Here is a 26438-nt window from a genome sequence, read left to right on the forward strand (position 1 = left end):
ATGCTAAAGGTTAAGTCGGGCGACTTAAGCAAACTTGGATTGCTATTTGAGAGGTATAACAAAGCGGTCTTTGGCTTCTTTTATCGAAACACTTCTAATCGTGAAATGAGTGAGGATTTAGTACAGATGTTATTTGAGCGCATCTTAAAATACCGCACTAATTTCAGGGGTGATGGAAAGTTTGTCGTCTGGATGTACAGTATAGCCCGGAATGTACTGATTGATCATTACAAACAAACGAAAAAACAAGGATTTATGAAAGAGTTGGAAGAAGCCGGAAACATTGAATTCGTCGACGAAAATTACAATCAGGAAGCTATTGATGAAAGGCATCAATTACTAATTAAGGCAATGACCAAATTGGATAGTGATAAACGCGAATTACTTACACTGAGTCGTTACCAGGGATTGAAGTACAAAGAAATAGCTGAAATTATGCAGACTACAGAAGGCGCTATCAGAATTAAAATTTTCAGGGCCTTAAACGATTTAAGAATGCATTATTTAAAATTAGAAAAGATAGAAGCACAATGAGTAAAGATGAATTATACAAATTAGTTTTAGATTACCTGGACGGGAATCTGGATCCATTAAAGCTTGATATACTTAAGCACGAATTGGAAATGATGGGTTATGGTTTGGATAATTTGGAAGAATTAAAAACGCTGGTTAAAACCATGGATGAAATCGAAATCCCAGGTCCAAGTAGCGAAATGTCCGATCGTTTTTATCAAATGTTGGAAGCAGAAATAGATGAGTCGAAGCTAGCTTCAACAAAAGGTTCTATTTTATCTTATCTAAGTAATTTCTTAACTCAATTTTTAACCTCAAAACTTTCATATGGTTTAATCATGTTAATATTTGGATGGATCATAGGTTTCTGGATTACACCTAATACAAGCGTAAGCAATCAGATGAGCCAAATGAATATCGAGATACAACAAATGAAAGAAATGGTAATGTTTAGCATGCTTGATCAACCCATGGCGAGTGAGCGCTTACAAGCTATGAAGATGATCAGTCCTTCGCCCGTTGATAACGACAAAATTATTGCATCACTTTTAGATGCGCTTAACAAGGATTCGGATGTAAATGTCCGCATGGCTGCCGTGGAAGCCTTGCTTGCCTTTGCAAATTTAGATCAGGTTAGAAATGGGCTAAAAGAATCGGTTTTTAAACAAAATTCTCCACTGGTTCAGTTAACACTGGTCGATGGTTTGGTTGCAATTAATGATAAAGCAGCCATCCCGATATTCGAGAGTTTGATCAGCAACAATGATGTTCATCAGGCAGTGAAAGACCGGAGCAGAGAAGGTATCACTAAATTAATTTAAGAAAATGAAAAATATAAAAATAGCAATTATACTCACCTGCATTTCTTTACTTTTCTGCATATCGCTGAAAGCACAAGAAAGCAGTGAGAAAATAAAAGAGAGTTTTACGGTTCCCAATACCGATAATTATTCGGAAGTTCACATTCGAAACCTATTCGGATCGGTAAAGGTCGAAAACTATAACGGAACTACACTCCTATTGGAAGCCACTAAAACAATATCTTCTAAAAATCAGGAAGGACTCGATAAAGGAAAATCCGAAATTAAACTTGAGGTGTATGAATACGCAAAAGGATTGTTTATTTATTTGGATAATCCATGCGCAATTTTCGACGAAGAAAAACTTAGGTTAAATTATGATTGCTACGATCATCGAGGCTATAACAGTAGGGATTATAAATTCAACATGGATATTACTGTTAAGATTCCTGTAAATGTTGATTATGTTCATGTCAGCACCATCAATAACGGAAAAATTTACATTAAAGGATTAACCTGTAATCTGGATGTTAGCAATGTGAATGGCCCGCTAACCATAGTTGACCATGCCGGAAATATTGAAGCAACAACCGTGAATGGAGATTTAGATGTTAATTTCATAAAGAACCCTGATTCTTACGCCGAATTCAGCACCATTAATGGTAAAATAGAAGTGTCATGTCTAAAAAATCTTTCAGCTAAAATTCAATACAAATCAATGAACGGGAGTTTTTATACCGATTACGAGGATATCACTTTTATGCCTGCCGAATTAAAGAAATCTGAAAGCAAAAGATCAAGTTCTACTAAATACAAACTAAGTGATATCAAATCATTTAGTATTGGTGGGGGTGAAACGAAATTCAGTTTTAATACCCTAAACGGGAATATGTATTTAACAACGAAATAATTAAAAAACTAATATAAAATGAAAAAGATCAGAATAGTACTCATTACAATGCTTAGCATCATAATGTTAGGTGCAATCGGACAGGAAACACAAAAGCAACAATTGGTTATTCCTTTGTCCGATCCAGGCAAACCGGGATTTTTAGCACTTGGTGGAATCAACTGTAGCATAAATGTTACCGGTTACGATGGAAAAGAAGTGATTGTGGTTGCTTATTCAAAAAATGGAATGGCTAAAATAAGCGAAACCAAAAATGGCATGAAAAAAATCAACGCTTCATCAATGAGCATTGAGGCTGAAGAAAAAGATAACAGGATTGATGTTTCCAGTGGGTTCTCTCATGAAGGTATTAATTTTGAAGTTAAAGTTCCTTACAATTTTTCCCTTGAATTAAGCACGGTTAATGAAGGTGAAATTAAAGTTGAAAATGTAAATGGTGAAATCAGCGCCAATAATATAAATGGACCTATTACCTTACATAAAATAAGCGGTTTGGTATCTGCATCAACAATAAATGAAGATATCATCATTACTTTCGACAAAGTAACACCTGATTCTCCCATGGCATTTTCATCGCTAAATGGAAATATCGACATTACTTTCCCAGCAAGTATCAAAGCCAATTTAAAAATCAAATGCGATCAAGGCGATATTCTTACCGATTTTGATGTAGAGCTTAGCAAAGAACGAAAAGTAAACAACGAAACAAATAAAAAGGGCGTTTATAAAGTTTCGGTTGATGAATGGGTTTATGGTAAGATAAACGGCGGTGGCCCTGAATACTCATTTAAGAATTTCCATGGCGATATCGTTATCCGAAAGAAATAAACTGAAATTCAATTTAATAAAAAAGGAGGAAAATTTTCCTCCTTTTTTTTATAACAAATTGTGTTCCTCCAGAAAATCAAAAAATGCCTTCTTGTAACTTTCCCCGATTGGAATATTCATTTCCCCAACTTTCAAGCTTTTCTTTCCAATACTATCTATTTTTTCAACGGATATAATATAGGATTTATGAACCCTGATAAATTTGTTTTCGGGAAGGATATCCTCCATCCTTCTAAAATTTTGAAGTACCATAAGGCGTTTCTCAGGAGTTACAATTCTCAGATAATCTTTCATCCCTTCTATATAAAGAATATCTTTAAAGTTTACCTTTTGTAATTTATAATCCGATTTTACAAAAATAAAATTCCCCTTTTTATCCGTATGCATTTCTGATTCCTTCAAACGAATCGTACTTCCGGATTCTTTCTCTAGTATAGTATATACCTTTTCAACTGATTTTATGAATCGGTCGAAGCTGATTGGTTTTAAAAGATAATCGGTTACATCAAGCTCATAGCCTTTTATGGCATACTGGTCATAAGCTGTGGTTAGTATAACTTTAGGCTTTATTTTTAAAGCCTCAAGCAACTGAATGCCCGTAAAATCATCCATTTGGATATCTAAAAATATTAAATCAACGTGATTCTTTTTTAGATAATCCAATGAATCAGCCCCATTATCAAATGATGCCAATAAATTTAAATATTGAATTTTATCAATATAGCCTTTCAATTTCTCAAGAGCTAAAGGCTCATCATCAATTGTAATACAATTAATTATCATCAACTTATAAGTTTTAAAACTACATGATACTTTTCATCATCATTTTTGATATTTAATTCATGCTTGTCCTTGTATAACAATTCAAGACGGCGCTTAATATTTTGCAACCCAATGCCACCTGTCTTGTCTTTCGAAACCACTGCATCTTTGACAAACGAATTAATGACTTCAAAAGTAATGGTATTTTCTTTAATTTCAACATTGATCAAAATTCCGGGCTTACTTTTCTGTTTACTACCATGTTTGTATGCATTTTCTACAAAAGGCACAAAAAGCATTGGAGGGATCATTTTGCCAACCTGATCTCCCTTCACTTTGAATTGGGTATGACCGGAGTTTTTCAGTCTTAACTGTTGCAGAGAGATAAAACTTTGAATATAATCGAGTTCCTTCTCAAGCGGCACCAAATCGGCATTTGAATCATAAAGCATGTATCTCATGATCTCAGAAAGCTTGATAATAGAATTTGAAGCTCGCTCCGGATTTTGTGGAATCAGTGTGTCAATATTATTTAAGGTATTGAATAAAAAATGTGGATTAATTTGAGATCTTAAAAGCGCCAATTCACTTATTAAGGATTGATTTTGCAATTCTGATTTTTCCTGTTGAGAAGCATACCATGCCTTAAGCAATTTTATTGCTATTGCGGAGATTGTCACTGAATAAACAGAGAAAAAGAGAGACAATATTGTATTTCTATTGAAAAAATTAAAAGCTTCTATTTTATCCGGTGAAACACGCATTGGTAACTGAACATAATAATAGATCAAATACTCACAATACAATATTGGAATGGTGGTTAAAATGAAGTACAGAAAAAATTTAAAATATTTTTGTCGTAATAAGAATTTTGGCAATAAGAAATATAATGAGAAATATGTAGCCATCATATCGAATGGAATCGAAGCAAAATAACCTATAAACCTAAGCAGGTAAGCCTCATCAAATCTTCCACGATAAAAAGTATGGTAAAGCAAAACAGCTATCCAAAAAAGTAAGTGCCAACGTAATCGCAGCCAATTGATTGATAGATTCCAATTTTTCAAAACAGTATATCTTAAAAGTGATTTATTTAATATGCAAAATAACTAAATTATTAAGTATTAACATTCAAATTACAATTTTCTCGACACTTTTGATGATTTATTTGATCAACCCTTACATATTCCCAACTTAACCTTACGAAACATTACAGTACCATAAAAAATATTCATCAATTTATATTGAGCTACTATTTTACTTATAATGATTAAATCAGTATATTAGCGCCATTAAATTTAATACATGATATCGATCAACATAGAAAAGGGTAGACTTTATCAAAGACAGGAGTTGTTAAACTTAGGGTTTATTGAAAGTAAAATTCAGTCTCCGACATACATAATATTCAGAAAGTCAGATAAATATTACTTATTTAAGGAAACATTTAGTAATCGACTAGTATTGGATTATGTAGGGTATTAATATTCAACTATTCTTTAAGTTCCAAAATATTTTCGCAATATTTAACAAGATTAAATATCTGTTCATAAATATTTGGATAAACAGATTTCATTGAGTTTGACAACTCATATCCAAATTCCTCAAACTCATTTATATTAATAGTGACCACTTGAATATCTTCCGTTAACTCCGCTGAAAAAATCCTGCCTAATTCGATTAATTGCTGTAACGTAAGATCGTGGGAATTGAACAAATGCAATGAATTATTAAAATTGTTCAATCGATAGTAATTTACTTCCCCTAAAGATTCTGTTTTATTTTTGACCGCATCAATAAATACTATATTTTTATAATCGATAAGTAGATTTAAGGTTTCGAGACTTATTAGGTTAACCTCTCGGAAATCGAATAAATTATTATCGAGATTTAATTTTAGGTCCTTCACGATTTTTAAGGCTATTCCATCATCTGTGAGGATTTCACTACCAAAACCTATTATCAAGGTTTGTCGCTCTTTTTTATTTCTTTGGCCTATCAATTTCTATGCCTGCTGATTGATCGAATTAGGGTTCCATTCAAATCACGGATATTTAATTCAAATGGCATTTTACCGGGTTGAAAATGTGTTGCACATGAAAAACAAGGATCGTAAGCCCTAAATGCCATTTCAACCATATTGAGCATTCCTTCGGTTACCTCATCTCCATTTTTTATAATTCCTTGAGCAGCTTTTTTAAGCGACATGCAAATGGCTGCGTTATTGTTCGTTGTTCCGACTATGATATTAGCCTTTGTTACTATTCCGTTTTCATCTGTCCAATAATGATGAGTGAGCGTTCCTCGCTGTGCTTCAACAGTTCCGACACCCTCTCCCACTATCAAATTCCTTTCAGCTTTAACCTTTAAATCCTTATTGCAAATGTTTGGATCACTTGCCAGTTCCAAACAATGTTCTGCAGCATAAAGCAATTCAACCAATCGAGCCCAATGCATAGCCAAAGTGTTGTTTACAGGCTTTCCACCCAATGTTTCATACATCAATTCATATTCCTTTTGTGCCAGAGGAGTAGCCATTCCATCAGATGCATTTAATCGTGATAAAGGTGTAGCATGATAAACTCCCGATTCCTGCCCATCAATAAAACCATGCCATCCAATTTTCTTTAAATAGGGAAATTTTAGATATGACCATGGCTCAACCCTTTCTTCTATATAATCAAGATAATCCTTTGCCTCATATTTATACATTTCGACTCCTAATGTGTCAACAACCCTGATTTTACCATCATAAAAATTAACCTTGTTTTCATTATCAACCAAACCCATCGAATGCAGATTCAGTGAATAAGGTCCGTTAAGGATGATATCGACATATTTTGGGTTAGCAAGTACGACATCTTTAAATAGCTTCATGGTAAACTGTGCAAACTCAATAAATTCTTTTGCTGTTATTTCTATCTTTTTTCTTTCTTCTTCACTTAACCCTTTCCTCACACCACCAGGTATATTCATAACTACATGGGTTTGGTGCCCTCCAAGTAAGGCCTGTATTTCCTGGGCTTTTCTTCTGGCTTCGATCACTTTTTTGCCGATATCAATTCCTACCGCTTCAATTACTCCCAACAAATTTCGTTTAGCCGGATCGGAATCGGGGCCTAAAACAAAATCAGGAGCTGCCAATGCATAAAAATGTGCGATGTGGCTATGCACAAAATGAGCCATATAAAACAATTCACGAAGTTTTTTTGCAGTGAGAGGAGGCTCCAACCCGAAAACAGCATCAATTGCTTTTCCGGCAGCCATGTGATGGCAACCCGGACAAACCCCACATATTTTTGTTACAATTTGTGAAAGTTCTTCAACCGGGCGACCTTCGCAAAACTTTTCAAATCCTCGTAATTCAGGTACCTGAAAATAAACATCCTTAACGGTTCCATCACCATTGGTGAATATTTCTATTTTTCCGTGACCTTCAAGACGGGTAATCGGATCTATGGTTATTCGGTTCATGACAAATTCCTCCTTAAAATTGATACTGGTAAACTAAAACGATAAAACGTTCCTGCCGGATCAACAACATCCTCCACGATTTTTTTGATTTCTTCAGGGTCATTCGAATCAATCATGGTTCCAATTGCCGACATCATTTTTGCTCCCGGATCTGTTAAATCGGGAGGCGGGCCATAGCATCCTCTGCAAGGTGCATTTCCTTCGATACACCGGTATCCGCAACCTCCTCTTGTAGCTGGCCCCATGCAGATTACTCCTTGTTCTAAAAAGCAAGTCACCCCATCGTCTTCAATTTCCCATGGGCGATAAAACTTTTTAATTTTTTTGTTATCTGTTTTTTTGCGGCTACATTCGTCGCATTGAGCTTTTTCATAAGCCCCGATTACCGATTTTTTGGAAGGCAATTGTTCTTTATTTGCTATGATCCTAAATACTTCTAACAATCGATCGGATTTTGGCGGACAACCCGGAATATAATAATCGACACAAACCACTTTATCTAAGGAGATTACATTGTCGAAAAAAACTGGTAATTCCAATTTCCCTTCCGGAACATTAAATTCTGGTTGTGGCATTACCCGATCTGGATTAACGGTTGATTCACTTTTCACATAAATTCGCTCAAAAAATTCATCACGCTTACTTAAATTTGCCAAACCCGGGATTCCACCGAGTTGTGCACAACTTCCATAAGCCACTATAAATTTTGATTTTTTGCGCAGTTGTATTGCCATATATTCATTTTCAGAATTTCTGATTGCACCGTTGAACAATGTCAAATCGATATAACCATCAGGCATATTTTTGATGTCCTTATACTTTACATCCAAGGCAATGGGCCAGAACACCAAATCTGCAGAGGCAATCACTTCCAATAAATCTTCGTGTAAATCCAAAACCGATACACAGCAACCACCACATGCTGCACCCCAGTATATAGCTAATTTTAATTTTTGATCTTTGCTCATAATTTAAAATTCAAAGTTTATCCTATTTTACACATATGCCAGTTGCTTTTCATAATTAGCTGGTCCCAAAGCCTGTATTGTTTCAGTAAATTCATTTATCAGATCTGCAAATTGCTTCCCCTCGCTGGCGCTAATCCATTCGAGTGACAATCTCTTTTCTTCAATTCCCATTTGTTGAATATATTTCTGCAACAACTCATACCTTCGTAAACATTTATAATTGCCTTCGTGATAATGACAATCACCAGGATGGCAACCACAGATTAGAACCCCATCAGCCCCTCTTCTAAACGATTCGAGAATGAAAGTTGGTTCAATCCTGCCCGAACACATCACTCGGATAATTCGGACATTATGTGCATATTTAAAGCGAGATGTGCCTGCAAGGTCAGCTCCGGTATAAGAACACCAGTTACATAGAAATGAAATTATTTTTGGTTCATACGACATAAGATACCTCCTTAATTTTTTGACATGATTCCAGTAATTTGTGACAAGATTTGCTTATAACTAAAATGCTTACTATGGATAGCACCCGTTGGGCAGGCAGAAGAACAAGTACCACATCCCTTACACAATACCTCATTGACAAAAGAAACACTCTTATCTTGAAGGGAGCTAATGGCCGTATATGGACAAACGCTTATACAAGTTTGGCAACCACAGCACACTTCTTCAGTGACACTGGCAGTGGTAACTTCAACATCAACAGTTTTTTTTGCGATTGAAGCTAAAACCCTTGCCGAAGCTGCTCTGGCCTGACTTACACAGTCGATTACCCCCTTTGGACTTTGACATGCACCCACCACATAAATGCCATCTGTTGTTGTGGCAACAGGATCTAGTTTGGGATGCTTTTCCATGTAGAAACGGTTTTTATCCACACTAATACCAAAAATTTGTGAGGTTAATTTCGCATCTTCCTGAGCTTCCATTCCAACCATCAGGATTACAAGATCGGCAGGCACACTGATCAATTCACCGGAAAGTTTCTCTTTGAACTTAATAGTCAATTTGTGACCTTCTCCAGGTTTTGAAGTTAGTATAGTTGGAAGCTCATTTTCCTGATTGAACATTAAAAAGGCCACATTATTTGTAGAAGCTGAGGTGTACAATTCCTCACAACCTTTTCCAAACGATCTCATATCGGCATAAACATCATAAATAAATGCTTCAGGTAAAGCCGATGAAATTTGATGGATATATTTTAACGCCGTTGAACAGCAAGATCGTGAGCAATATTCATGAGTATAACTATTTCTGCTCCCAACACAATGAATAATTGCAAGATGCTTGGGTTCTAATCCATCATTGGTTCTGATCTTACCATTCAAAAGCATTTTCTCAAATTCAAGTGAAGTGATAACATCAGGCAATCTACCATAACCGTATGATGGAACAGAAGTGGGCATGAATGGCTTTAATCCGGTTGCAAGAACGATATTGCCAAATTTAATTTTCTTATTGATTCCGTGATTGAGATAGGTTTCAAAATTGCCTATGAAACCTGATATCTTTTCAACTTTAGTATTTAAAAATATTTCAACTTCAGGATGTTCCATTATCCTGTTAATTTTAGTTTGAATGACTTGTGATGCTTGTTCCAATTTAGGAAAGAGCAAATCAACATTTGCAATTTGCCCACCCAAATTGTTTGATTTTTCAACCAGATAAACTTTTTTTCCGGCATCGGCTATAGTGAGGGCAGCCGTGATTCCAGCAATACCTCCGCCAACTACCAATGTTGCAGGATCAACCTCTACACTCCTTCTTTCAAGAGGTTCATGAAGTCGAACCCTGTATATTGCACCTTTAACTAATTCAATAGCTTTCTGAGTGGCAAATTCTCTATTCGAATGAACCCAAGACACCTGTTCACGAATATTCGCCATTTGAAACATGTATGGATTAAGCCCGGCGTTCTCCATGGTTTTTCTGAAGGTAAGCTCATGAATACGTGGGGAACATGCAGCAACAACGATTCTTTTTAATTGATGCTCTTTAATATCATTAACAATCATTTCTTGTCCCGGATCGGAACACATATATTGATAGCTCTTTGAAATAACTACTCCATCCAGTTTTTTCATTTCTTCGGCCACCTTTTCAACATCAACTGTTTTGGCGATATTGGTACCACACCAACATATATAAACGCCTATTCTGTTTCCTTCCATTTTTTTAAAGTTAAACAGTGACTAATTTTTCTTTTTCAACTTGATATCGCCACGCAGCTTTCTTTAATCGGGCAAAATATGCGGCAAAGGGGCGATATGCCAGATGCGACCATTTTGAAAATGGCACTTCGATTACAATCATTGGTACGAGCACTGCTAAATGAAAAACATACATAACATAGGTTAGCACAGGCAATCCGGTGAGCCTAAAGATATGTACGAGAATGCCGGTGATTGTTGTCATGGCAAGCATCACTATAAAAATCCAATCACTTGGGTGTGAGAATTTGAACTTTACATCTTTTTTCTTGAATCGTCCTATGGTTGCAATTGTTAAAAAATATAAAATTCCAAATGTGGCATAATACCCTAAAAGACGTTGCCAATGATACCATGGCTTTATTTCTTCTATCTGGAATAAAGGCAATAACGCTACTATCACAATAAACATGATGGTATAACCGGTCATCAAAAAAAGATGCCCTGACCAATAATTTTTATTTTCGCATTTTGAGAATTTGGGCTGAACAGCAAAATTGTAAATCAAATGCCAGAATTCGATAAAATATGCAGACAGAGGAATTCTTGTTTTATGATCCTTAATGATGACTTTATAGAACATACTAAAGATATTTGAAACAAGTAACAGTGCAACAATGATCGCCATGGTCCAATCACCATAATGGATGATCTGAAGAAATTGACCAGCCGTAAACCCATCAACCATCTGATTGATCATTACACCACCTTCTGCATTAACAAACGCAGAAGGATTTGAAAACATTTGAGAGGATGGCGGAAGGAATGCCAGAAACAATACAACTATGAACACAAAGAGCATTCCAATTGCACCATATTCCCAAAGTGAAGAAGTATAAAACTTTTTTGACAAGCCTGTCCAATCATAAGCTGCGGTGAGATATCGTCTGAGAGTCATCATTAATTCACCAGGATTTGCATCTCTGGGACATGTTTCACTGCACTCACCACAATAATAGCACATCCATGGATCAATATTTGATTCGATTTTCTGATCCATACCCATTTGGATTGCCCTAATTTCCTTTCGCGGGAATAAAAAACCATCCTCTGTTAAAGGACAGATAGCTGTGCAATTTCCACAATGGAAACACTCGTTCCAATTTCCAGCCCCGTACTTTGATAATTCCTTTTTGAAATTAAGGTTGATCTTATAACTCATATATTATCCTCCATATCTGACTTAAATATTTTTTGTGGCTTCGCTTGCATACTCATTTACCGGAGCTTCCTTGTATTGGTCGATATTGCCGGTTAATAGATTTTCTAATACAATGGCAGCAGCTGCAGATCCTTGAGCCACTGAATCGGGAATATCTTTAGGCCCCTGACAAGCTCCTGCTATTAAAATTCCGCTAACATTAGTACATTCAGAATCACTAGCAGATTTCAATTCTTTAAACCATCCATCATTACTTAATTGAATCCCTGCCAAAGAAGCCAGTTTTGCAGCATCGTCTGCCGGCTCTAATCCAACAGAAAGAATAACCATATCGACTTCCGATTCGATTAATCGATCGTTTAAGATATCTTCTGATCGAAGTATCAATTTGTCATTTTTCTGTTTTACCGTGGCCGTCCTACCCCTTACCATATAAATCCCTTCAGCTTTGATACGCTCATAAAACTCTTCATAACCTTTTCCATAGGCCCTCATATCAATAAAATATTCCGATACTTCTGCTTCAGGTATTTTCTCCTTTATCAGATGTGCCAATTTCAACGAATACATACAACAAACCCTTGAGCAATAAGTTCGATGTTGTATGTCCCTGCTTCCAACACAATGAACAAGTGCAAACTTTTGAGGTTCACCCTGCCCCTTTTGGAATATCCAGTTTCCCTTTTTATCCTGTGACCTATAGGTAATATCACCACCTGTTGGCCCACTTGCATTTATCAATCGCTCTAGTTCCAAAGAGGTTAGTACATTAGGATATTTCCCATAACCATAACGTTCAATTTTTTTTGCATCGAATGGTTTAAATCCGGTTGCCATGATGATATTGCCAACCATAATTTCCAAATATTCATCCTTCTCGTCCAAATCAATTGCATTGGCCGGGCAAACTTTGGCACAAACGCCACATTTACCACTTTGCACATAGGTGCAGTTTTCAGGATCGATCAAATATTTATTTGGCACTGCTTGTGGAAAGGGAATATAAATAGCCTTTCGCATACTCATTCCTTCATCAAATTCATTAATGGTTTTTGATGGGCACTTTTCAGAACAAATACCACAACCGATACAAGTTGATAAGTTTACCCTTCTGGCTTTCTTCAATATTTTAACTTTAAACTTACCAGGACGGCCATCAATGGAAACGATATCGCAATTTGTTAAAAGCTCAATAAATGAATGTTGCCCTACTTCCACCATTTTTGGAGTAAGGATACATGCGGCACAATCAAGTGTTGGAAAAGTTTTATCAAACTTTGCCATATATCCACCGATAGTTCCACTTTTCTCAACCAAATAAACTTTATGTTTACTATTAGCAATCTCAAGTGAAGCTTGAATTCCGGCTATCCCCGCTCCGACAACCAGTGTTTCGGGCAGACTTTCTACCTTAAATCCTTTTATTCTGCTATCTTTATTTCCAACTGGATCAATTACCCTTCTTAACAATTCCTTAGAGTAGATATCAAACGACTGTTCGTTATCAAAATAATCCTGGAAGTCGAGAAAAATAATTTGTGATGGATCTTTACCTGCATTTGCTAATATTTCTGAAAAAAAAGATTTTAAAAAGCCTGGGTTTTCTCCAATTATTAAAATCTGTTCAATCTCTTTTTCAGTAATCTGCTTTATTTTAGCCTGCTTATCCAAAAAGCTAAAATCGTCAGAATTCCATACGATCTTTACTTTATCAATGGCGAAAGCATATTCTTCCAGTTTTTTAATTTTAAATTGATCGATTGTATCGCGTGATGGATAACTGAAAAAGACTGCGGTATTCTTTTTATCCTCCATAATTTTTATCTTAAAAAAATTGCTGAAAGATAAATTTGAAAAAATTAAAATAAAATGATGCTAATCAGTTTGAAAAATGACTGTTCTCAACTTCAAAACTGACAATTATCATATTGAGAATGGGTATCTTTTAAACTTTAGAGATGAGTTTTAATGATCCTTCGGAGACCATCAGCGTTGTGTATTATTATTTTCCGGCCTTTTATTTCGATTAAATTTTCTTCTTTAAAATCCGATAATATCCGAATGACGGTTTCGGTGGCAGTTCCAACAATATTTGCAATATCTTCCCTTGATAAGCTAATTATTCCATTGCTAGGATCCTCACAATCCGTACTCCCTGTTTTAAAAAGACAGCTCAACATCAATAAGTTTTGCGCTAATCGCTCCCTCACAGATTTTTGTGCCATAGAGGTCATCTTATCTTCAGCTTCTCCTAAAAGATAACTTAGGCTTTTCATGATTTTCTGCGAAATATAAGGATACTTCAGACATAGCTTAAAAAATGCCCTCTTACCAACAAAACATACCAGCGAGTCTTCTATTGCTGTGGATGTTGTCATGTATTTTTTATCAGCCATCATCGCCCTGATACCAAGCAATTCACCTGCTTTTGCAAATCTTACAATTTGCTCTTTCCCATTTTCGCCTAGTTTTGAAAGTTTTATAATCCCATTACTTAAACAGTAAACACCTATTGGAGTCTGTCCCAAATGATAAATTTTCTGACCCTTTTTATAAAGTGTGGTGATTTTTTTTGAATCCAATTCAATCATGTCAGCTTTCTCAATGTTAGAGAAAATTGATTTCGACATAACAGCACATCTATTGCAGGGTGAATTCCACATCGCAAATAAATTATTGATATTCCGAAGCTAAGATAATTAATCTAAAAAAAATTGCAAGCTTTTAGTAACTAAAAACTGATAAAAGTCATTTTTTAGTTTTCTTATTCTTCATACTTATTATCTTTGCCAATCATTTCAGAATAAAATCACTTGCACAAAGAAATTTCAGGAATCGGTCAAAAAAAATTCCAAACAGGTAAAGTCATTTCAATTTCATTTGCCCACTTGGTTCATGATGTTTACTCATCATTCCTTGCTCCACTTTTGCCCCTTTTGATAGAGAAGCTTGGGATTTCCTATTCAATGGCAGGTTTGCTTAGTATCTTTCAACAATTTGGTTCTTTAATGAGTCCAATCATTGGGATAGTCGCAGATAGAGCACCTGTAAGGTATTTTATAATTGCTACTCCTTTTATCACCAGCGTAATAATGAGTTTGATTGGAGTCGCGCCAAACTATACTGTCATAGCAATCCTTTTGTTTGTGATGGGTTTAAGTGCTGTCTTTTTTCATGTGCCGGCACCGGCTTTGATAAGAGGTGTTTCAGGAAATAGAATCGGGAAAGGAATGAGTTTTTATATGATTGGTGGAGAAATAGCCGCAGCTATTGGTCCATTAATTATAATTGGAGCCGTTTCACTTTGGGGTCTCGAAGGAACTTACAAACTAATACCTTTTTCATTTGCCGCTTCAATTATTATTTATTTAAAGCTTAGGAAAATAGATAGGGTCAAACGCTTAGATTATCTTAATATGAATGGAACCGGTATTAAAAAAACATTTGTTAAACTTTTACCAATATTTATCATTCTATTTGGCTTTTCCTTTTTCAGCCAATGCATGAAATCAGCACTAACGAGTTTTCTTCCTGTTTATCTGACCAATATAAAAGCAGAAAGCTTATGGTTTGCCGGAATTTCCCTTTCTATACTTCAAATTGCTGGAGTTTTTGGTACGCTCTTCGGAGGTTCAATTTCTGATCGTATTGGAAGAAAAAAAATGTTGTTAATTTCTTCAATCTCAGCACCTTTATTTATGATCCTATTTGTTTACACTTCAGGGATCAGCATGATTGTGCTATTACTGTTGAGCGGTTTTGCCATGTTTATCTCAAATCCTGTGTTATTAGCCTATGTACAAGAAATTGATCCCGACCATTCATCATTTGTCAATGGTATTTATATAACCCTCAGTTTTGGGAGTGGTGCAATGACAGTATTACTAATCGGACTTATGAGTGATTGGATTGGTATGGATCTGACATTTAAAATTTTTGCTTTCCTGGCCTTACTCACTATTCCTTTTGTTGTAATGCTACCAGACACTAAGGGAAATGAGTTATGAGTTATGAGTTATGAGTTATGAGTTATGAGTTATGAGTTATTGGAAATTCTATATTCTATATTCTGTATTCTATCTTTATCATTTACTTAAAAACTTTTAAATATCCTTGCCTGAGAATAACCCGGTGCTTGTACGTTTAAATCCATAAAATAACCGAAGGCAGTTTGGTCGCATTCATAATCCACATTTTTCATTCGGGCCTCTGTTTTATCAAACAATTCTTTAGTAAACTCCGGACCGGCTTTACTTTCGGATAAATGAGCAAATGAATGAAGCAGTACATTTTTGGTATCGTTTTTCTTGGCAGCCCATTTCAGGTTTTTAACCAATTTGGTTTCAGCACCAACTAAATCAGCCTCATCACCCCCTTCAGCCTGGATGAATGCCACTAATACTTCTTTGAATATTTTGGTATCAGTGAGAATATCAGCTTCGTCAAGTGTTTTTATCCTAGGGGTATATCCGAATTCGGTGCAGTATATCATCAATAACTTCATGTCAATTTTCCTTTTCCCAAATGTAAGAAAATCCTACATTTGTTTATGACAAATACAAAACCCCTTGCCGAAACATTACGTCCATCAAATCTGGATGAATATATCGGACAAGAACATCTCATTGGGAAAAATGCCATCCTTCGTCAGGCTATCGAAGGCAATACCATTCCATCTATGATTTTATGGGGTCCTCCGGGTGTTGGAAAAACAACATTAGCCTATATCATTTCTCAGAGCTTAAGTCGACCATTTTATACTTTAAGTGCGATTAGTTCGGGTGTAAAAGATGTACGGAATGTAATTGATATCGCGAAAACCGGAAATCAGGCTATTTTATTTATTGATGAAATTCATCGCTTTAGCAAATCACAGCAGGATTCGCTCCTGGGTGCCGTTGAAAAAGGGATTGTTACTCTAATTGGTGCAACCACCGAAAATCCATCTTTTGAAGTGATATCCCCTCTTCTATCCCGATGTCAGGTTTATATTCTAAAACCGCTCGAAAAAGAGCATCTTGATACGCTGGTTAAAAGAGCAGTTCAGTATTATCTGATCGAAAAGAAGATTGAGATAAAGGTTGAGGAACACGAAGCACTTTACAGGATTTCGGGAGGTGATGCACGTAAACTTTACAACGCAATCGAATTGATCGTCAGCACTGAAAACAAGGCAAAAGTCATTATCACTAACAAAAGCGCTTTACACATTATCCAACAAAACCTAGCGATTTACGATAAGCAGGGCGAGATGCATTACGATATTATTTCCGCCTTTATTAAATCGATGCGGGGCAGCGATCCAAATGCAGCTGTTTACTGGCTTGCACGTATGGTTGAAGCAGGTGAAGACCCAAGATTTATTGCCCGTCGGATGTTGATTTTAGCCGCTGAAGATATTGGGAATGCGAACCCAAATGCACTTTTGCTCGCCAATACCTGTTTTGATGCCATTAATAAAATTGGCTGGCCCGAAGGCAGGATCATTTTATCGCAAACTGCCGTTTATCTTGCAACCTCCCCAAAAAGCAATTCTACTTACCTTGCTATTAAAGATGCAGAACAATTAATCAGAAAAACAGGTGACTTGGCGGTTCCTCTTGCGCTCCGTAATGCTCCGACCAAATTGATGAAGGACCTTGGTTATGCAAAGGATTATCAATATGCCCATCAATTTGACGGGAATTTTGTTGAACATGAATTTCTTCCTGACAAGATTCAAGGAACCAAATTATATGATCCCGGTAATAATCCTCATGAGTTGAAGACACGCTCATGGCTTAAAAGTCTCTGGAAAAAGAAATACGGATATTGATTTTAGTTTTTTTTGATATCCAATTTAGAAACATCAACACATACAAGCTCGCCCAGACTTGTTCGCACATAGAGTTTGCCATTTGTGAGAACCGGAGCCGTCCAGCATCTGATTTCATCCGAAGTTTCGACAATTTTAGCATGTGCTAAATCCCTGTATCCATTCTCGTCAGCTTCCATAATTGTAATCTCGCCCCATTGGTTGAGGATTATAAATTTGTTGTCAATATAAATTATTGAACAGTGGCCGGTATCCCTGCTCCACTTCTCTTCCCCTGTATTAAAATCAACACACTTTAAGTAAGCTGTCCGATCACGTGTATCCCCATGAGGTACATATAAATAAGAATCAGCGTAAATGGTACTACCAAATTCATTTTGGATTTCTTTTTTAAACCATTTCTGTACAGGTTTATTATCCTCAAAATCTATCATTGTAGCTCCATTGCGATAAGCTGTTGAAATAAACACTCGGTTCCCCACCACAACAGGATCGGGCGAATCGGCACCATCACTAAATACCCAAGGAAATGACCATAATAATTCTCCGTTGCTAATTTTTACTGCATTAAGGCATCGATGACTAAAGATCATAGCGCATTTTTCGCCTTTATACTCATAAATGACCGGAGTTGCATAACCTGCTTTACCTGTGCCGCTCCCCCAAACTTTTTTACCATTACGTTTATTAAGTGCAATACCTTGCCCACCAGCATTTAGAATGACCAAATCATTTTCTATTACAGGACTGCCGCTAAATCCATATTTCGGCTTTTCAGCCTTAAATTCATCTATAATATTTACATACCAAATCTGTTTGCCGGTTTTTGCATCAAGACAATAAACTTGCCCGTTTCTTTCAGAAATATAAATATAATTGTTGTCATAAACAGGGGTCGATAAAGAACCATAGTGGTACCGATCTGCACTTTCAAATTCAAAGCTCCAGACTCCTTCTCCTGAATGGGTATTTATACAAAGAACTTTATTTACCTGACCATTATTACCCATTGTGTATAAATAATCCCCAACCACCGTAACCGACGAATAGCCCTTTCCGACATTTCTTTGCCATAATATTTTCGGTTTATCTGTTAGCGTTTGATAGGCCCAATTTTTATCTTCAGTTATTCCATTTCGATTAGGCCCTCTCCAACTGGGCCAGTCCTGTGCACCGGCAAAAAATGGATTTAGCAATAAAAAAAAGAGTATTAATTGAATAGATGCCCTTTGGCTGTTATGCCATAAAATTCTGCCCATAGGATTCATATTTTATTCACTTTTTAACGAATCCACTGGATTTGATTTAGCAGCTATATAAGATTGATATAGAACTGTACAAATAGCAAGTATTAATGAAATAAATCCTGCAAGAGCAAATATCCACCAACTAAATGTGGTTTGATATGCAAAATTTTCCAACCATTTTTTTAGAAGATAGAACGACACGGGCCATGCAATTATATTTGCCACCAATATCCATATTGAAAAACTGCCTACTAAGAGTGATAAAATATTAGGGATACTGGCACCATTTACTTTTCTAATGCCAATTTCTTTGGTTCTTTGCTGAGTCATAAATGAGGCTAAACCTAATAAACCAATACAAGCGATAAAGATTCCAAGTAATGACAATACGGTAAGAAATTGTCCCATTTGTTCTTCACTTTTATATTGTTTATCAAAATTTTGATCAAGGAAGAAATACTCAAAAGGATAGTTGGGCATTAAGCTATTATAGGTTGTCTCAATTTGCTTTAATGTTGCAAGATAATCAGCATATTTAATGTCCAAGACAAACAATTTAAAATCATCTGTCATTTGATAAATTCCCATCGGGCCAACACTTTCCTGCAAGCCTTTGAAATGAAAATCTTTAAAAACCCCAACGATTCTGGTCCTATCGTTCCAAATATACTTCCCTATGGCTTCTTCAGCATTACTCCAACCAAAGGTTTTTAATGCAGACTCATTTATCATCATTTCATTTATTCTGCTACCTTGATTACCAGGCTTAAATGAATTTCCTGCGATAAATTGAAGATCAATCAAATCGGTAAAATCTTCGTCAACCTGATAATAATTCACCAGAAATGTTCGAATATTTTCTTCTCCCGGCAAATAGGTTCGCCAGCCATAGTTCCATTCGCCGGGAATGGATGAACAAAATGCGCTTTTATTCACCTGGGGTATTTTTAAAAACTCCTGCTTAATTTGTTTATACTCATTTAAACCGATTACTTCTCTTGGAAATCTCAAAACCAACTTTTGTTCTTTATCGAAGCCCAGCGGGTAATTCTTCATGAAATTCAATTGTTTATATATCAGCATCACACTAATAATAAGACCTACCGATACTGCAAATTGAAAAATGACCAGTCCCTTCCTGATCCATACAGATACAAAACCAGTCTTGATGTTTCCCTGAAAAATCAATATTGGCTTTAAAGATGAAAGAAACAATGCAGGGTAACTACCCGACAGAAGACTGGTAAAAAGGATTAAAATTCCGATTGAAATGAGGAGTGCAGGGTTTGAATAATCCACCTTTAATCGGGCATCAAGAAGTTGATTTACACTCGGAAGAAAAAATTCAACCAAAAACATGGCGATCACATGTGCAATAAAAACATAAATAAAAGATTCGAAAAGAAACTGAACGATCAAAGTTTTTCTGCCGGCACCAACTGTCTTACGGATTCCGATTTCACGAACCCTATTCATAAATTTTGCAGTGGTGAGATTCATATAATTAATACATGCAATGAATAATATCAACATGCCAATAGTCATGAAAACTTTGAGGTAGGAGAGATTTCCTGATGGTTTCATTTCAAATTCATCATGCGATTGCAAATGAATGTCTTTTAAAGGCTGCAGGTAATGATAAACTATACGTTTCATTCCTTCCCTATCTTGTGGATCTACATTGTATTTTGCTTCCAGGGGTTTAAGAGTCTCAGCAAAAGCGCTGACATCCGTTCCTTCTCTGAGCTTGATATAAGTCATCGATTGCCCGCCCCATCCTTCATCCATCCAGAGCATATCGGTATTTATGAAAGGAGATGGATGCCATGAGCATATCAAATCGGGATTCATATGGCTGTTATCAGGCCAATCCTCTATTACTGCGGTTACTTCATATTTTAAGGTATCATTGATAATAACCTTACCGATTGGATCAATGTTTCCAAACAGAATTTTTGCCAGGTTTTCGGTTATCACAGCTGTGCTGGGCCTGGTTACCTGGTCCTTTGTCAACCCTTTCACAATTTTTTGAGGAAATAATTCAAAGAAATCCTGATCCACCCTGAGGGGTCGGTCGATGTTTACTTTTGAATCATTGAATCTCACCGGTGTTTTCATTTGCCCCCTGCTGAATCGTATGGCTTTCTCAACCTGAGGAAAGTCTTCCCTTAATACTTTAGCCAGTGGAGGCGATGCAGCAATTCGCTCATAGGTAAGGGTATTGGTTTGGATTTTTGAGATTACACGGTAGATTCTTTGATAGTCGGGATAATATTTATCATAGCTAAATTCCTGATAAACATATAGGTAAATAAATATTGCACAGGCAATTCCAATGGACAACCCCAAAATATTTATGATAAAAAATCCTTTGGTGCGGATGATATTCCTACCTGTGATCTTGAGATAATATTTTAGCATAACTGAAAATTATTTTTTTTATTCACATTTCAACGCATCTACAGGGTTTGCTTTTGCAGCTTTTAATGCCTGGAAAATTGTGGTTAAATTTGCAATAACTAATGTGATCAGTCCGGCCATAATAAATGGCCAAATACTTATATTAATGTGATATGCATATTTTTCCAACCACCTTGAAAGAAAATAATAAGCCAACGGCCATGCAATTATATTTGCCAAAAGCACCCATTTCGAAAACTCTTTGCTTAACAACATGACAATACCCAAGATGGAAGCACCATGAACTTTTCTCACCCCAATTTCCTTGGTTCGGCATTGAGCCATAAAGGAGGTTAAACCTAGTAATCCGAGACAACCTATGAAAATTCCCAAGCCAGATAGTCCGGTAAATATTTCAGCCATTAGTTCTTCCGATCTATATTGTTTATCAAATTCCTGATCAAGGAAAAAGTATTCAAACTGGGTATTTGGGAACAGATTATCAAATACTTTCTCAGTCGCTATGATACTTTGCTTATGATCAGAATTGCCAATATCCAGGATTAAATACTCAAAACAACAATTATTGAAATTAAAAAATAAATTCTCGATCTTTTCGTGTAATCCTTCATGATGATAATCCTTTACAACTCCAATTATTCTTGATCGATTATTAAATATCCTTTTACCAATCGATTCTTCTGGAGATTCAAAACCAAGGGTTTTTACAGCTGTTTCATTGATAATACAGTCATATTGACCTTTACTAATAAATCTATCATCAGGATGAAAATCCCTTCCTGCAACAATTACTAACTTTAAAGTAGTACAAAAATCTTCATCAATTAGACATTCTATTGCAGGAAACGCACGGGTATTGCCTTCTCCAGGAAAAAACATATAGACATCCTGACTGGGCCTACCAGGAATAATACTAGAAAAAGAGCAGAATTTAACATTGGGTATTTGCATGAATTGTGACTTTACGCCAGATTGTATATCATTATTAATCAAATTCTTAGGAAATTGAATTATCAACTTATGGTCCCTGTCAAAACCCAACTCATAATCTTTCATAAATAACATTTGTTTGTAAATTACGAGAACTGTAATTACCAAAATAATAGATATTACAAATTGAAAAATTACGAGCATACGCCTGATAGTCCCTGAACCTGATCCGATATGTACAACCCTTTTAAGAATTCGATCAGGTTTTGAAGAAGATAAAAGGAAAGCGGGATAAGTACCTGAGATTAGTGTGGTAACTAAAATCAAGGAAATAATACACATTCCAACTCTCATATTCAAATAATCAATCTTCAAACTCATTTGCAATAATGTATTCAAATATGGTAAGGTGATCTCTACCAAGAAAATGGCAATGACATGTGCAATAAAAGTAAAAATTAAAGATTCGAATAAAAACTGAAAAAACAATATAGATTTATTTGCTCCTATTGTTTTCCTGATTCCAATATCCTTTGCCCTGCTGACATGTTTTGCAGTGGTGAGGTTCATATAATTAATACATGCAATTAATAATATCAAAATCCCAACAAACGAATACAGATATAGTCGGTTACTATTTCCAGATACTGTTACATCTGCAGAAAGACTCGAATTAAAATGAATATCCGATAATGCCTGAATAAAGAATACTTTGTTATACTCAGGATTAAATTTTGCACCCATTTCCGATTTATAAATATCCCTGATTTCATTATTAAAAACCCTTACATCTGTTTTGGGCTTAAATTTCACGTAGACATACGCAAATGCTGCCCACATTGTTAAATCATATTCATGAGGTTCAAATGATAAAATAAAATCAAAATTAATATGAGTGTTTATAGGCCAATCATTAATCACTCCCTTTATTTCATAGTTGATATCATTATAAATAAAGATTTCACCCAGAGGGTTCTTATTTTTGAAATATCGCTCTGCAATTTTTTTTGTGACAACACAAGTATTTGGTTCACCGATAGCATTACTATTTCCATAAACAAAATCAGCAGCAAATAATTGAAAAAAATTAGGGTCAGCTTTTACTCCATTATAACTACTGATTAATTCATTGTGTAACGACATGGAACCATCATTTAATTTAGTGAAATAACATAAGCCTTCAATTTGAGGATAATTGTTTTTTATAACAGGGATTAATCCTAAAGAACATTTGGCCTTATGGGTTGGCTCACTGGTACCAAACTGATAGTCATCAGTTATGATACGGTATATTTGTTTGTGGTCCTTAATGTTTTTATCATAACTCAATTCAAAGTCTGCATAGAGGTATACTACAAAGGCACAGGCAATCCCAATGGACAACCCCAAAATATTTATGATAAAAAATTCTTTAGTGCGAACAATATTTCTACTTACGATTTTAAGATAATATTTTAGCATAATTAAAGGTATTTATTTTATTAATAGCACTATATATACCAACAGGATTAGTCATGACAATGAGCATGCCATCCTTTTATAAGCCTGATTATCTGAAACATGAATGATTCTTTAACTACATATAAAGAGAATTTTGTTCAATATCCGTCACCCTTATGTTGTATTCTGAACATTTTATCTATTTTTGAAAGAAGAATAAAAATTATATATGAGCAGTAAAACAGGAAATATTTTAATAATAGATGACAATTTAGATATTTTGAGTTCTCTGACTCAACTATTAAAATATGATTTCAATTCGATCAAAACACTGGCGAACCCCAATCTAATTCTTGAAACAATTCAACAACAAACATTTGATGTTATTTTATTGGATATGAATTTTTCGGCCGGAATCAATACCGGAAATGAAGGAATTTTTTGGCTAAGAGAAATTTTAAAAATTGATCCAGGTTCGGTAATCATCCTGATAACTGCTTATGCCGACATCAGCCTGACTGTAACCGCAATTAAGGAAGGTGGGTTTGATTTTATAGTTAAGCCCTGGGATCCGCAAAAACTCATCACCTCATTAAAAGCCGGGGTTAAATACAAAAAAACTTTGAGGGAGGTCAAAAACCTAAAATCGAAACAAAAATCCATTTCAGAAAATTTAAATCAACAGCATGATCCAATTATTGGAAATTCAACAAAAATTTTAGAGTTGCACAGAACGATTGCTAAAATTGCCCCAACCAACGCCAATGTGTTTTTATACGGAGAAAATGGAACAGGCAAGGAGTTAATTGCCCGTGAAATTCACCGAAAATCAAACCGATCGAATGCTGCATTCATCAGCATTGACATGGGAACGATTAGCGAATCACTTTTTGAAAGTGAACTTTTCGGACACACCAAAGGATCATTCACCGATGCAAAAGAAGATAAAATGGGACGAATCGAAATTGCATCGGGAGGAACCCTTTTTTTAGATGAAATAACCAATTTAAGCCTACCCTTGCAGGCAAAATTATTAACCGTTTTACAAAACCGTGAAGTGATAAAGGTTGGAAGCTCCACCCCTATTCCAATTGACATACGGTTGATTTGTGCAACAAATATGAATATTAATGATCTTATTACAGGAAATTTATTCCGAGAAGATTTATACTATAGATTGAATACCATTGAACTTAATATTCCGCCTTTGAGAGAACGAGTTTCAGATCTTCATTCCTTAACCGATTACTTCATTAAAAAATTTGAGAAAAAATACAATAAGGGACCTTTCAAAATCAGTCAGGATGCAATTTCAGCGCTGGAAAACCATCACTGGCCGGGAAACATCAGGGAATTAAAACACAGCATTGAACGTACCATCATCTTATCTGAATCAAATATTATCAGGCAAGAAGACATTTTTCAATCGCAGTTGAGCAATAGAAAAGCAAAAACATTGAACAATATCCAAAGTCTAGCTGAAATTGAAAAAGAAACCATTAACCGTGCCCTTAAAATTTCAGAAGGCAATTTGAGTCAGGCTTCAAAAATTTTGAAAATATCGCGTACTACTTTGTATTCAAAAATGGAAAAACATGGTTTATAAAAATTTTTACTTCCAACTCATCGGACGCATCATCCTCATCAGTCTTAACATATTTTGGGTAAGTATTGCCATTCAGGATTTGAATAGGGTGTATACCTTTATTGTCGCTTTCAGTTTGGTAATAATTCAAATCGTTGCATTTGTTCATTACTTTAACAAAACCAACCGCAACCTGACTAACTATTTCTCATCGCTTTTATCCAAAGATTTTTCCCAATCATTAACCAGACAACCTATTAAATCTTTATCCGATTTGAACGTGATTACAGAAGGAATTAAAGAATTAATCCGCTCTTCGGTTATTGAAAAAGAAAATCATTACAACTATTTAAAACATGTAGTTTCGCATATCGAAACCGGATTAATTTCTGCAACAAGCGAAGGTAAAATTCTGCTGATGAATAATGCTGTTAAGAAACTGTTCAACATTCTTCCCTCCGTCGAGATTTTTCAAATCAACAATTTACCTAAAGAAATTACTTCGATTTTAAAACAAATAAAAAACGACCGGCAGTTAAGTTTAAGCCTAAATCGCAATACTGAAAAAGTGCCCGTTTTAGTTCGTAAAACTACTTTTATATTGAATGAACAGGAAGTATTCATCGTCACTTTTCAGAACATCAAAAACGCGATGGAAGAAAAAGAACTGGAATCGTGGCAAAAGCTGATCAGCATTTTGAGCCATGAGATCATGAACTCCATGACCCCAATTACCACTTTAACGCATGCGATAAAAAAATCAATTGAAGTGGAAGCTGAAAATTTGAAAAATTCTCAAATTCAAAATTCAACCATCGAAGATATTTTAAGCAATACCAATACTATTGAAAAAAGAAGTTTGGGTTTGATCGACTTTGTGAACAATTATCGGAATTTAACCAAAGTAAAATCCTTACAAGTAGAAAACTTCAATATCGGGCATTTATTCAGGAATGTAATCGACCTGTTCAAACCTGAATTCGATAAACTCAACATCAGGCATGAAATCAAAATAGAATCAGAAAATCACATGGTATCGGCTGATTTCAAGCTTTTGGAACAGGTACTGATCAATCTTATTAAAAACGCTTTGGAATCATTTAGCAACACGGAAAATAAACAAATTCAATTCAAAGTATTTTTTGAAAATGAATCTAATTTTATTCAAATTTCCGATAACGGATGTGGCATTTCAAAAGAACAAATAGATCAGGTTTTCATTCCATTTTATACTACTAAAACGAATGGTTCAGGAATAGGTTTAAGCTTATCTCGCCAAATCATGCGTTTGCATGGCGGAGAAATCAGCATTCGATCGGAAGAAAATAAAGGCACCATTGTGACGCTACGATTTTAAAATGAATCCT

At 35.4% G+C, this 26438-nt stretch carries 22 protein-coding genes; 8 read left to right on the forward strand and 14 right to left on the reverse strand.

Features of this window, described 5'->3' with window-relative positions; all coding sequences use genetic code 11:
• Genes KKG99_16910 through KKG99_16925 form a run of 4 tightly spaced genes read left to right on the forward strand, consistent with a single transcriptional unit; the run spans window position 1 to window position 3051 of the window.
• On the forward strand, window positions 1-534 hold the full coding sequence (locus KKG99_16910; protein MBU1014677.1) for an RNA polymerase sigma factor: 534 nt from the start codon (window positions 1-3) through the stop codon (window positions 532-534).
• Complete coding sequence (locus tag KKG99_16915) at window positions 531-1334, forward strand: HEAT repeat domain-containing protein (GenBank protein MBU1014678.1); 804 nt, start codon at window positions 531-533, stop codon at window positions 1332-1334. Before KKG99_16910 ends, KKG99_16915 begins: the two co-directional genes overlap by 4 nt.
• Window positions 1335-1338: 4 nt before the next feature.
• Window positions 1339-2223: a hypothetical protein gene (locus KKG99_16920; GenBank protein ID MBU1014679.1), complete on the forward strand. Its 885-nt coding sequence runs from the start codon at window positions 1339-1341 to the stop codon at window positions 2221-2223.
• An 18-nt stretch (window positions 2224-2241) separates the two neighbouring features.
• Window positions 2242-3051, forward strand: coding sequence for a hypothetical protein (locus KKG99_16925; protein ID MBU1014680.1), 810 nt, complete (start codon window positions 2242-2244; stop codon window positions 3049-3051).
• 48 nt (window positions 3052-3099) lie between these two features.
• On the opposite strand, the gene KKG99_16930 is transcribed toward KKG99_16925, so the two are convergent.
• The 10 genes from KKG99_16930 to KKG99_16975 all read right to left on the reverse strand — a co-directional run bounded on the left by KKG99_16930 (window position 3100) and on the right by KKG99_16975 (window position 14263).
• Window positions 3100-3834 carry a LytTR family DNA-binding domain-containing protein gene (locus KKG99_16930; GenBank protein MBU1014681.1) on the reverse strand — a complete coding sequence of 245 codons (735 nt, stop codon included), beginning with the start codon at window positions 3832-3834 and terminating at the stop codon, window positions 3100-3102.
• On the reverse strand, window positions 3834-4880 hold the full coding sequence (locus KKG99_16935; GenBank protein MBU1014682.1) for a histidine kinase: 1047 nt from the start codon (window positions 4878-4880) through the stop codon (window positions 3834-3836). Before KKG99_16935 ends, KKG99_16930 begins: the two co-directional genes overlap by 1 nt.
• Window positions 4881-5305: 425 nt before the next feature.
• On the reverse strand, window positions 5306-5779 hold the full coding sequence (locus tag KKG99_16940) for a hydrogenase maturation protease (GenBank protein MBU1014683.1): 474 nt from the start codon (window positions 5777-5779) through the stop codon (window positions 5306-5308).
• Between the two features lie 32 nt (window positions 5780-5811).
• A complete protein-coding gene (locus KKG99_16945; GenBank protein ID MBU1014684.1) occupies window positions 5812-7287 on the reverse strand; it encodes a Ni/Fe hydrogenase subunit alpha in 1476 nt (491 codons plus the stop codon).
• A complete protein-coding gene (locus tag KKG99_16950) occupies window positions 7284-8255 on the reverse strand; it encodes an oxidoreductase (protein MBU1014685.1) in 972 nt (323 codons plus the stop codon). The genes KKG99_16945 and KKG99_16950 overlap by 4 nt, the downstream gene beginning before the upstream one ends.
• Window positions 8256-8282: 27 nt before the next feature.
• On the reverse strand, window positions 8283-8705 hold the full coding sequence (locus KKG99_16955) for a hydrogenase iron-sulfur subunit (protein ID MBU1014686.1): 423 nt from the start codon (window positions 8703-8705) through the stop codon (window positions 8283-8285).
• Between the two features lie 11 nt (window positions 8706-8716).
• Window positions 8717-10432 carry a CoB--CoM heterodisulfide reductase iron-sulfur subunit A family protein gene (locus KKG99_16960; protein ID MBU1014687.1) on the reverse strand — a complete coding sequence of 572 codons (1716 nt, stop codon included), beginning with the start codon at window positions 10430-10432 and terminating at the stop codon, window positions 8717-8719.
• Window positions 10433-10442: 10 nt separating this feature from the next.
• Complete coding sequence (locus KKG99_16965; GenBank protein MBU1014688.1) at window positions 10443-11633, reverse strand: 4Fe-4S dicluster domain-containing protein; 1191 nt, start codon at window positions 11631-11633, stop codon at window positions 10443-10445.
• 21 nt (window positions 11634-11654) lie between these two features.
• The gene (locus tag KKG99_16970; GenBank protein MBU1014689.1) at window positions 11655-13448 is read right to left on the reverse strand and encodes a CoB--CoM heterodisulfide reductase iron-sulfur subunit A family protein; all 1794 of its coding nucleotides are present in this window, start codon (window positions 13446-13448) and stop codon (window positions 11655-11657) included.
• Between the two features lie 137 nt (window positions 13449-13585).
• The gene (locus KKG99_16975; protein MBU1014690.1) at window positions 13586-14263 is read right to left on the reverse strand and encodes a Crp/Fnr family transcriptional regulator; all 678 of its coding nucleotides are present in this window, start codon (window positions 14261-14263) and stop codon (window positions 13586-13588) included.
• 183 nt (window positions 14264-14446) lie between these two features.
• On the opposite strand from KKG99_16975, the gene KKG99_16980 reads away from it, so the two are divergent.
• Window positions 14447-15640 (forward strand): MFS transporter, encoded by a 1194-nt coding sequence (locus KKG99_16980; GenBank protein MBU1014691.1) that lies wholly within the window; start codon window positions 14447-14449, stop codon window positions 15638-15640.
• Between the two features lie 86 nt (window positions 15641-15726).
• Here the strand turns inward: KKG99_16980 and KKG99_16985 are convergent, their stop codons facing one another.
• Window positions 15727-16137 (reverse strand): threonyl-tRNA synthetase editing domain-containing protein, encoded by a 411-nt coding sequence (locus tag KKG99_16985; GenBank protein ID MBU1014692.1) that lies wholly within the window; start codon window positions 16135-16137, stop codon window positions 15727-15729.
• Window positions 16138-16182: 45 nt separating this feature from the next.
• Here KKG99_16985 and KKG99_16990 point away from each other — a divergent pair, with 45 nt between their 5' ends.
• Entirely contained in the window at window positions 16183-17448 is a 1266-nt protein-coding gene (locus tag KKG99_16990) for a replication-associated recombination protein A (GenBank protein MBU1014693.1), read from the forward strand.
• A 2-nt stretch (window positions 17449-17450) separates the two neighbouring features.
• Here KKG99_16990 and KKG99_16995 read toward each other — a convergent pair whose 3' ends face one another.
• Genes KKG99_16995 through KKG99_17005 form a run of 3 tightly spaced genes read right to left on the reverse strand, consistent with a single transcriptional unit; the run spans window position 17451 to window position 23507 of the window.
• Window positions 17451-18707, reverse strand: coding sequence for a PQQ-binding-like beta-propeller repeat protein (locus KKG99_16995; protein MBU1014694.1), 1257 nt, complete (start codon window positions 18705-18707; stop codon window positions 17451-17453).
• A 12-nt stretch (window positions 18708-18719) separates the two neighbouring features.
• The gene (locus KKG99_17000) at window positions 18720-21116 is read right to left on the reverse strand and encodes an ABC transporter permease (GenBank protein ID MBU1014695.1); all 2397 of its coding nucleotides are present in this window, start codon (window positions 21114-21116) and stop codon (window positions 18720-18722) included.
• Between the two features lie 18 nt (window positions 21117-21134).
• On the reverse strand, window positions 21135-23507 hold the full coding sequence (locus KKG99_17005) for an ABC transporter permease (protein ID MBU1014696.1): 2373 nt from the start codon (window positions 23505-23507) through the stop codon (window positions 21135-21137).
• A 208-nt stretch (window positions 23508-23715) separates the two neighbouring features.
• Between KKG99_17005 and KKG99_17010 the strand changes: the two genes are divergently transcribed.
• A complete protein-coding gene (locus tag KKG99_17010) occupies window positions 23716-25092 on the forward strand; it encodes a sigma-54 dependent transcriptional regulator (protein ID MBU1014697.1) in 1377 nt (458 codons plus the stop codon).
• Complete coding sequence (locus KKG99_17015) at window positions 25082-26428, forward strand: HAMP domain-containing histidine kinase (protein MBU1014698.1); 1347 nt, start codon at window positions 25082-25084, stop codon at window positions 26426-26428. The genes KKG99_17010 and KKG99_17015 overlap by 11 nt, the downstream gene beginning before the upstream one ends.
• Window positions 26429-26438: the final 10 nt, after the last annotated feature.

This window comes from Bacteroidota bacterium, from assembly GCA_018816945.1.
Lineage (GTDB): Bacteria > Bacteroidota > Bacteroidia > Bacteroidales.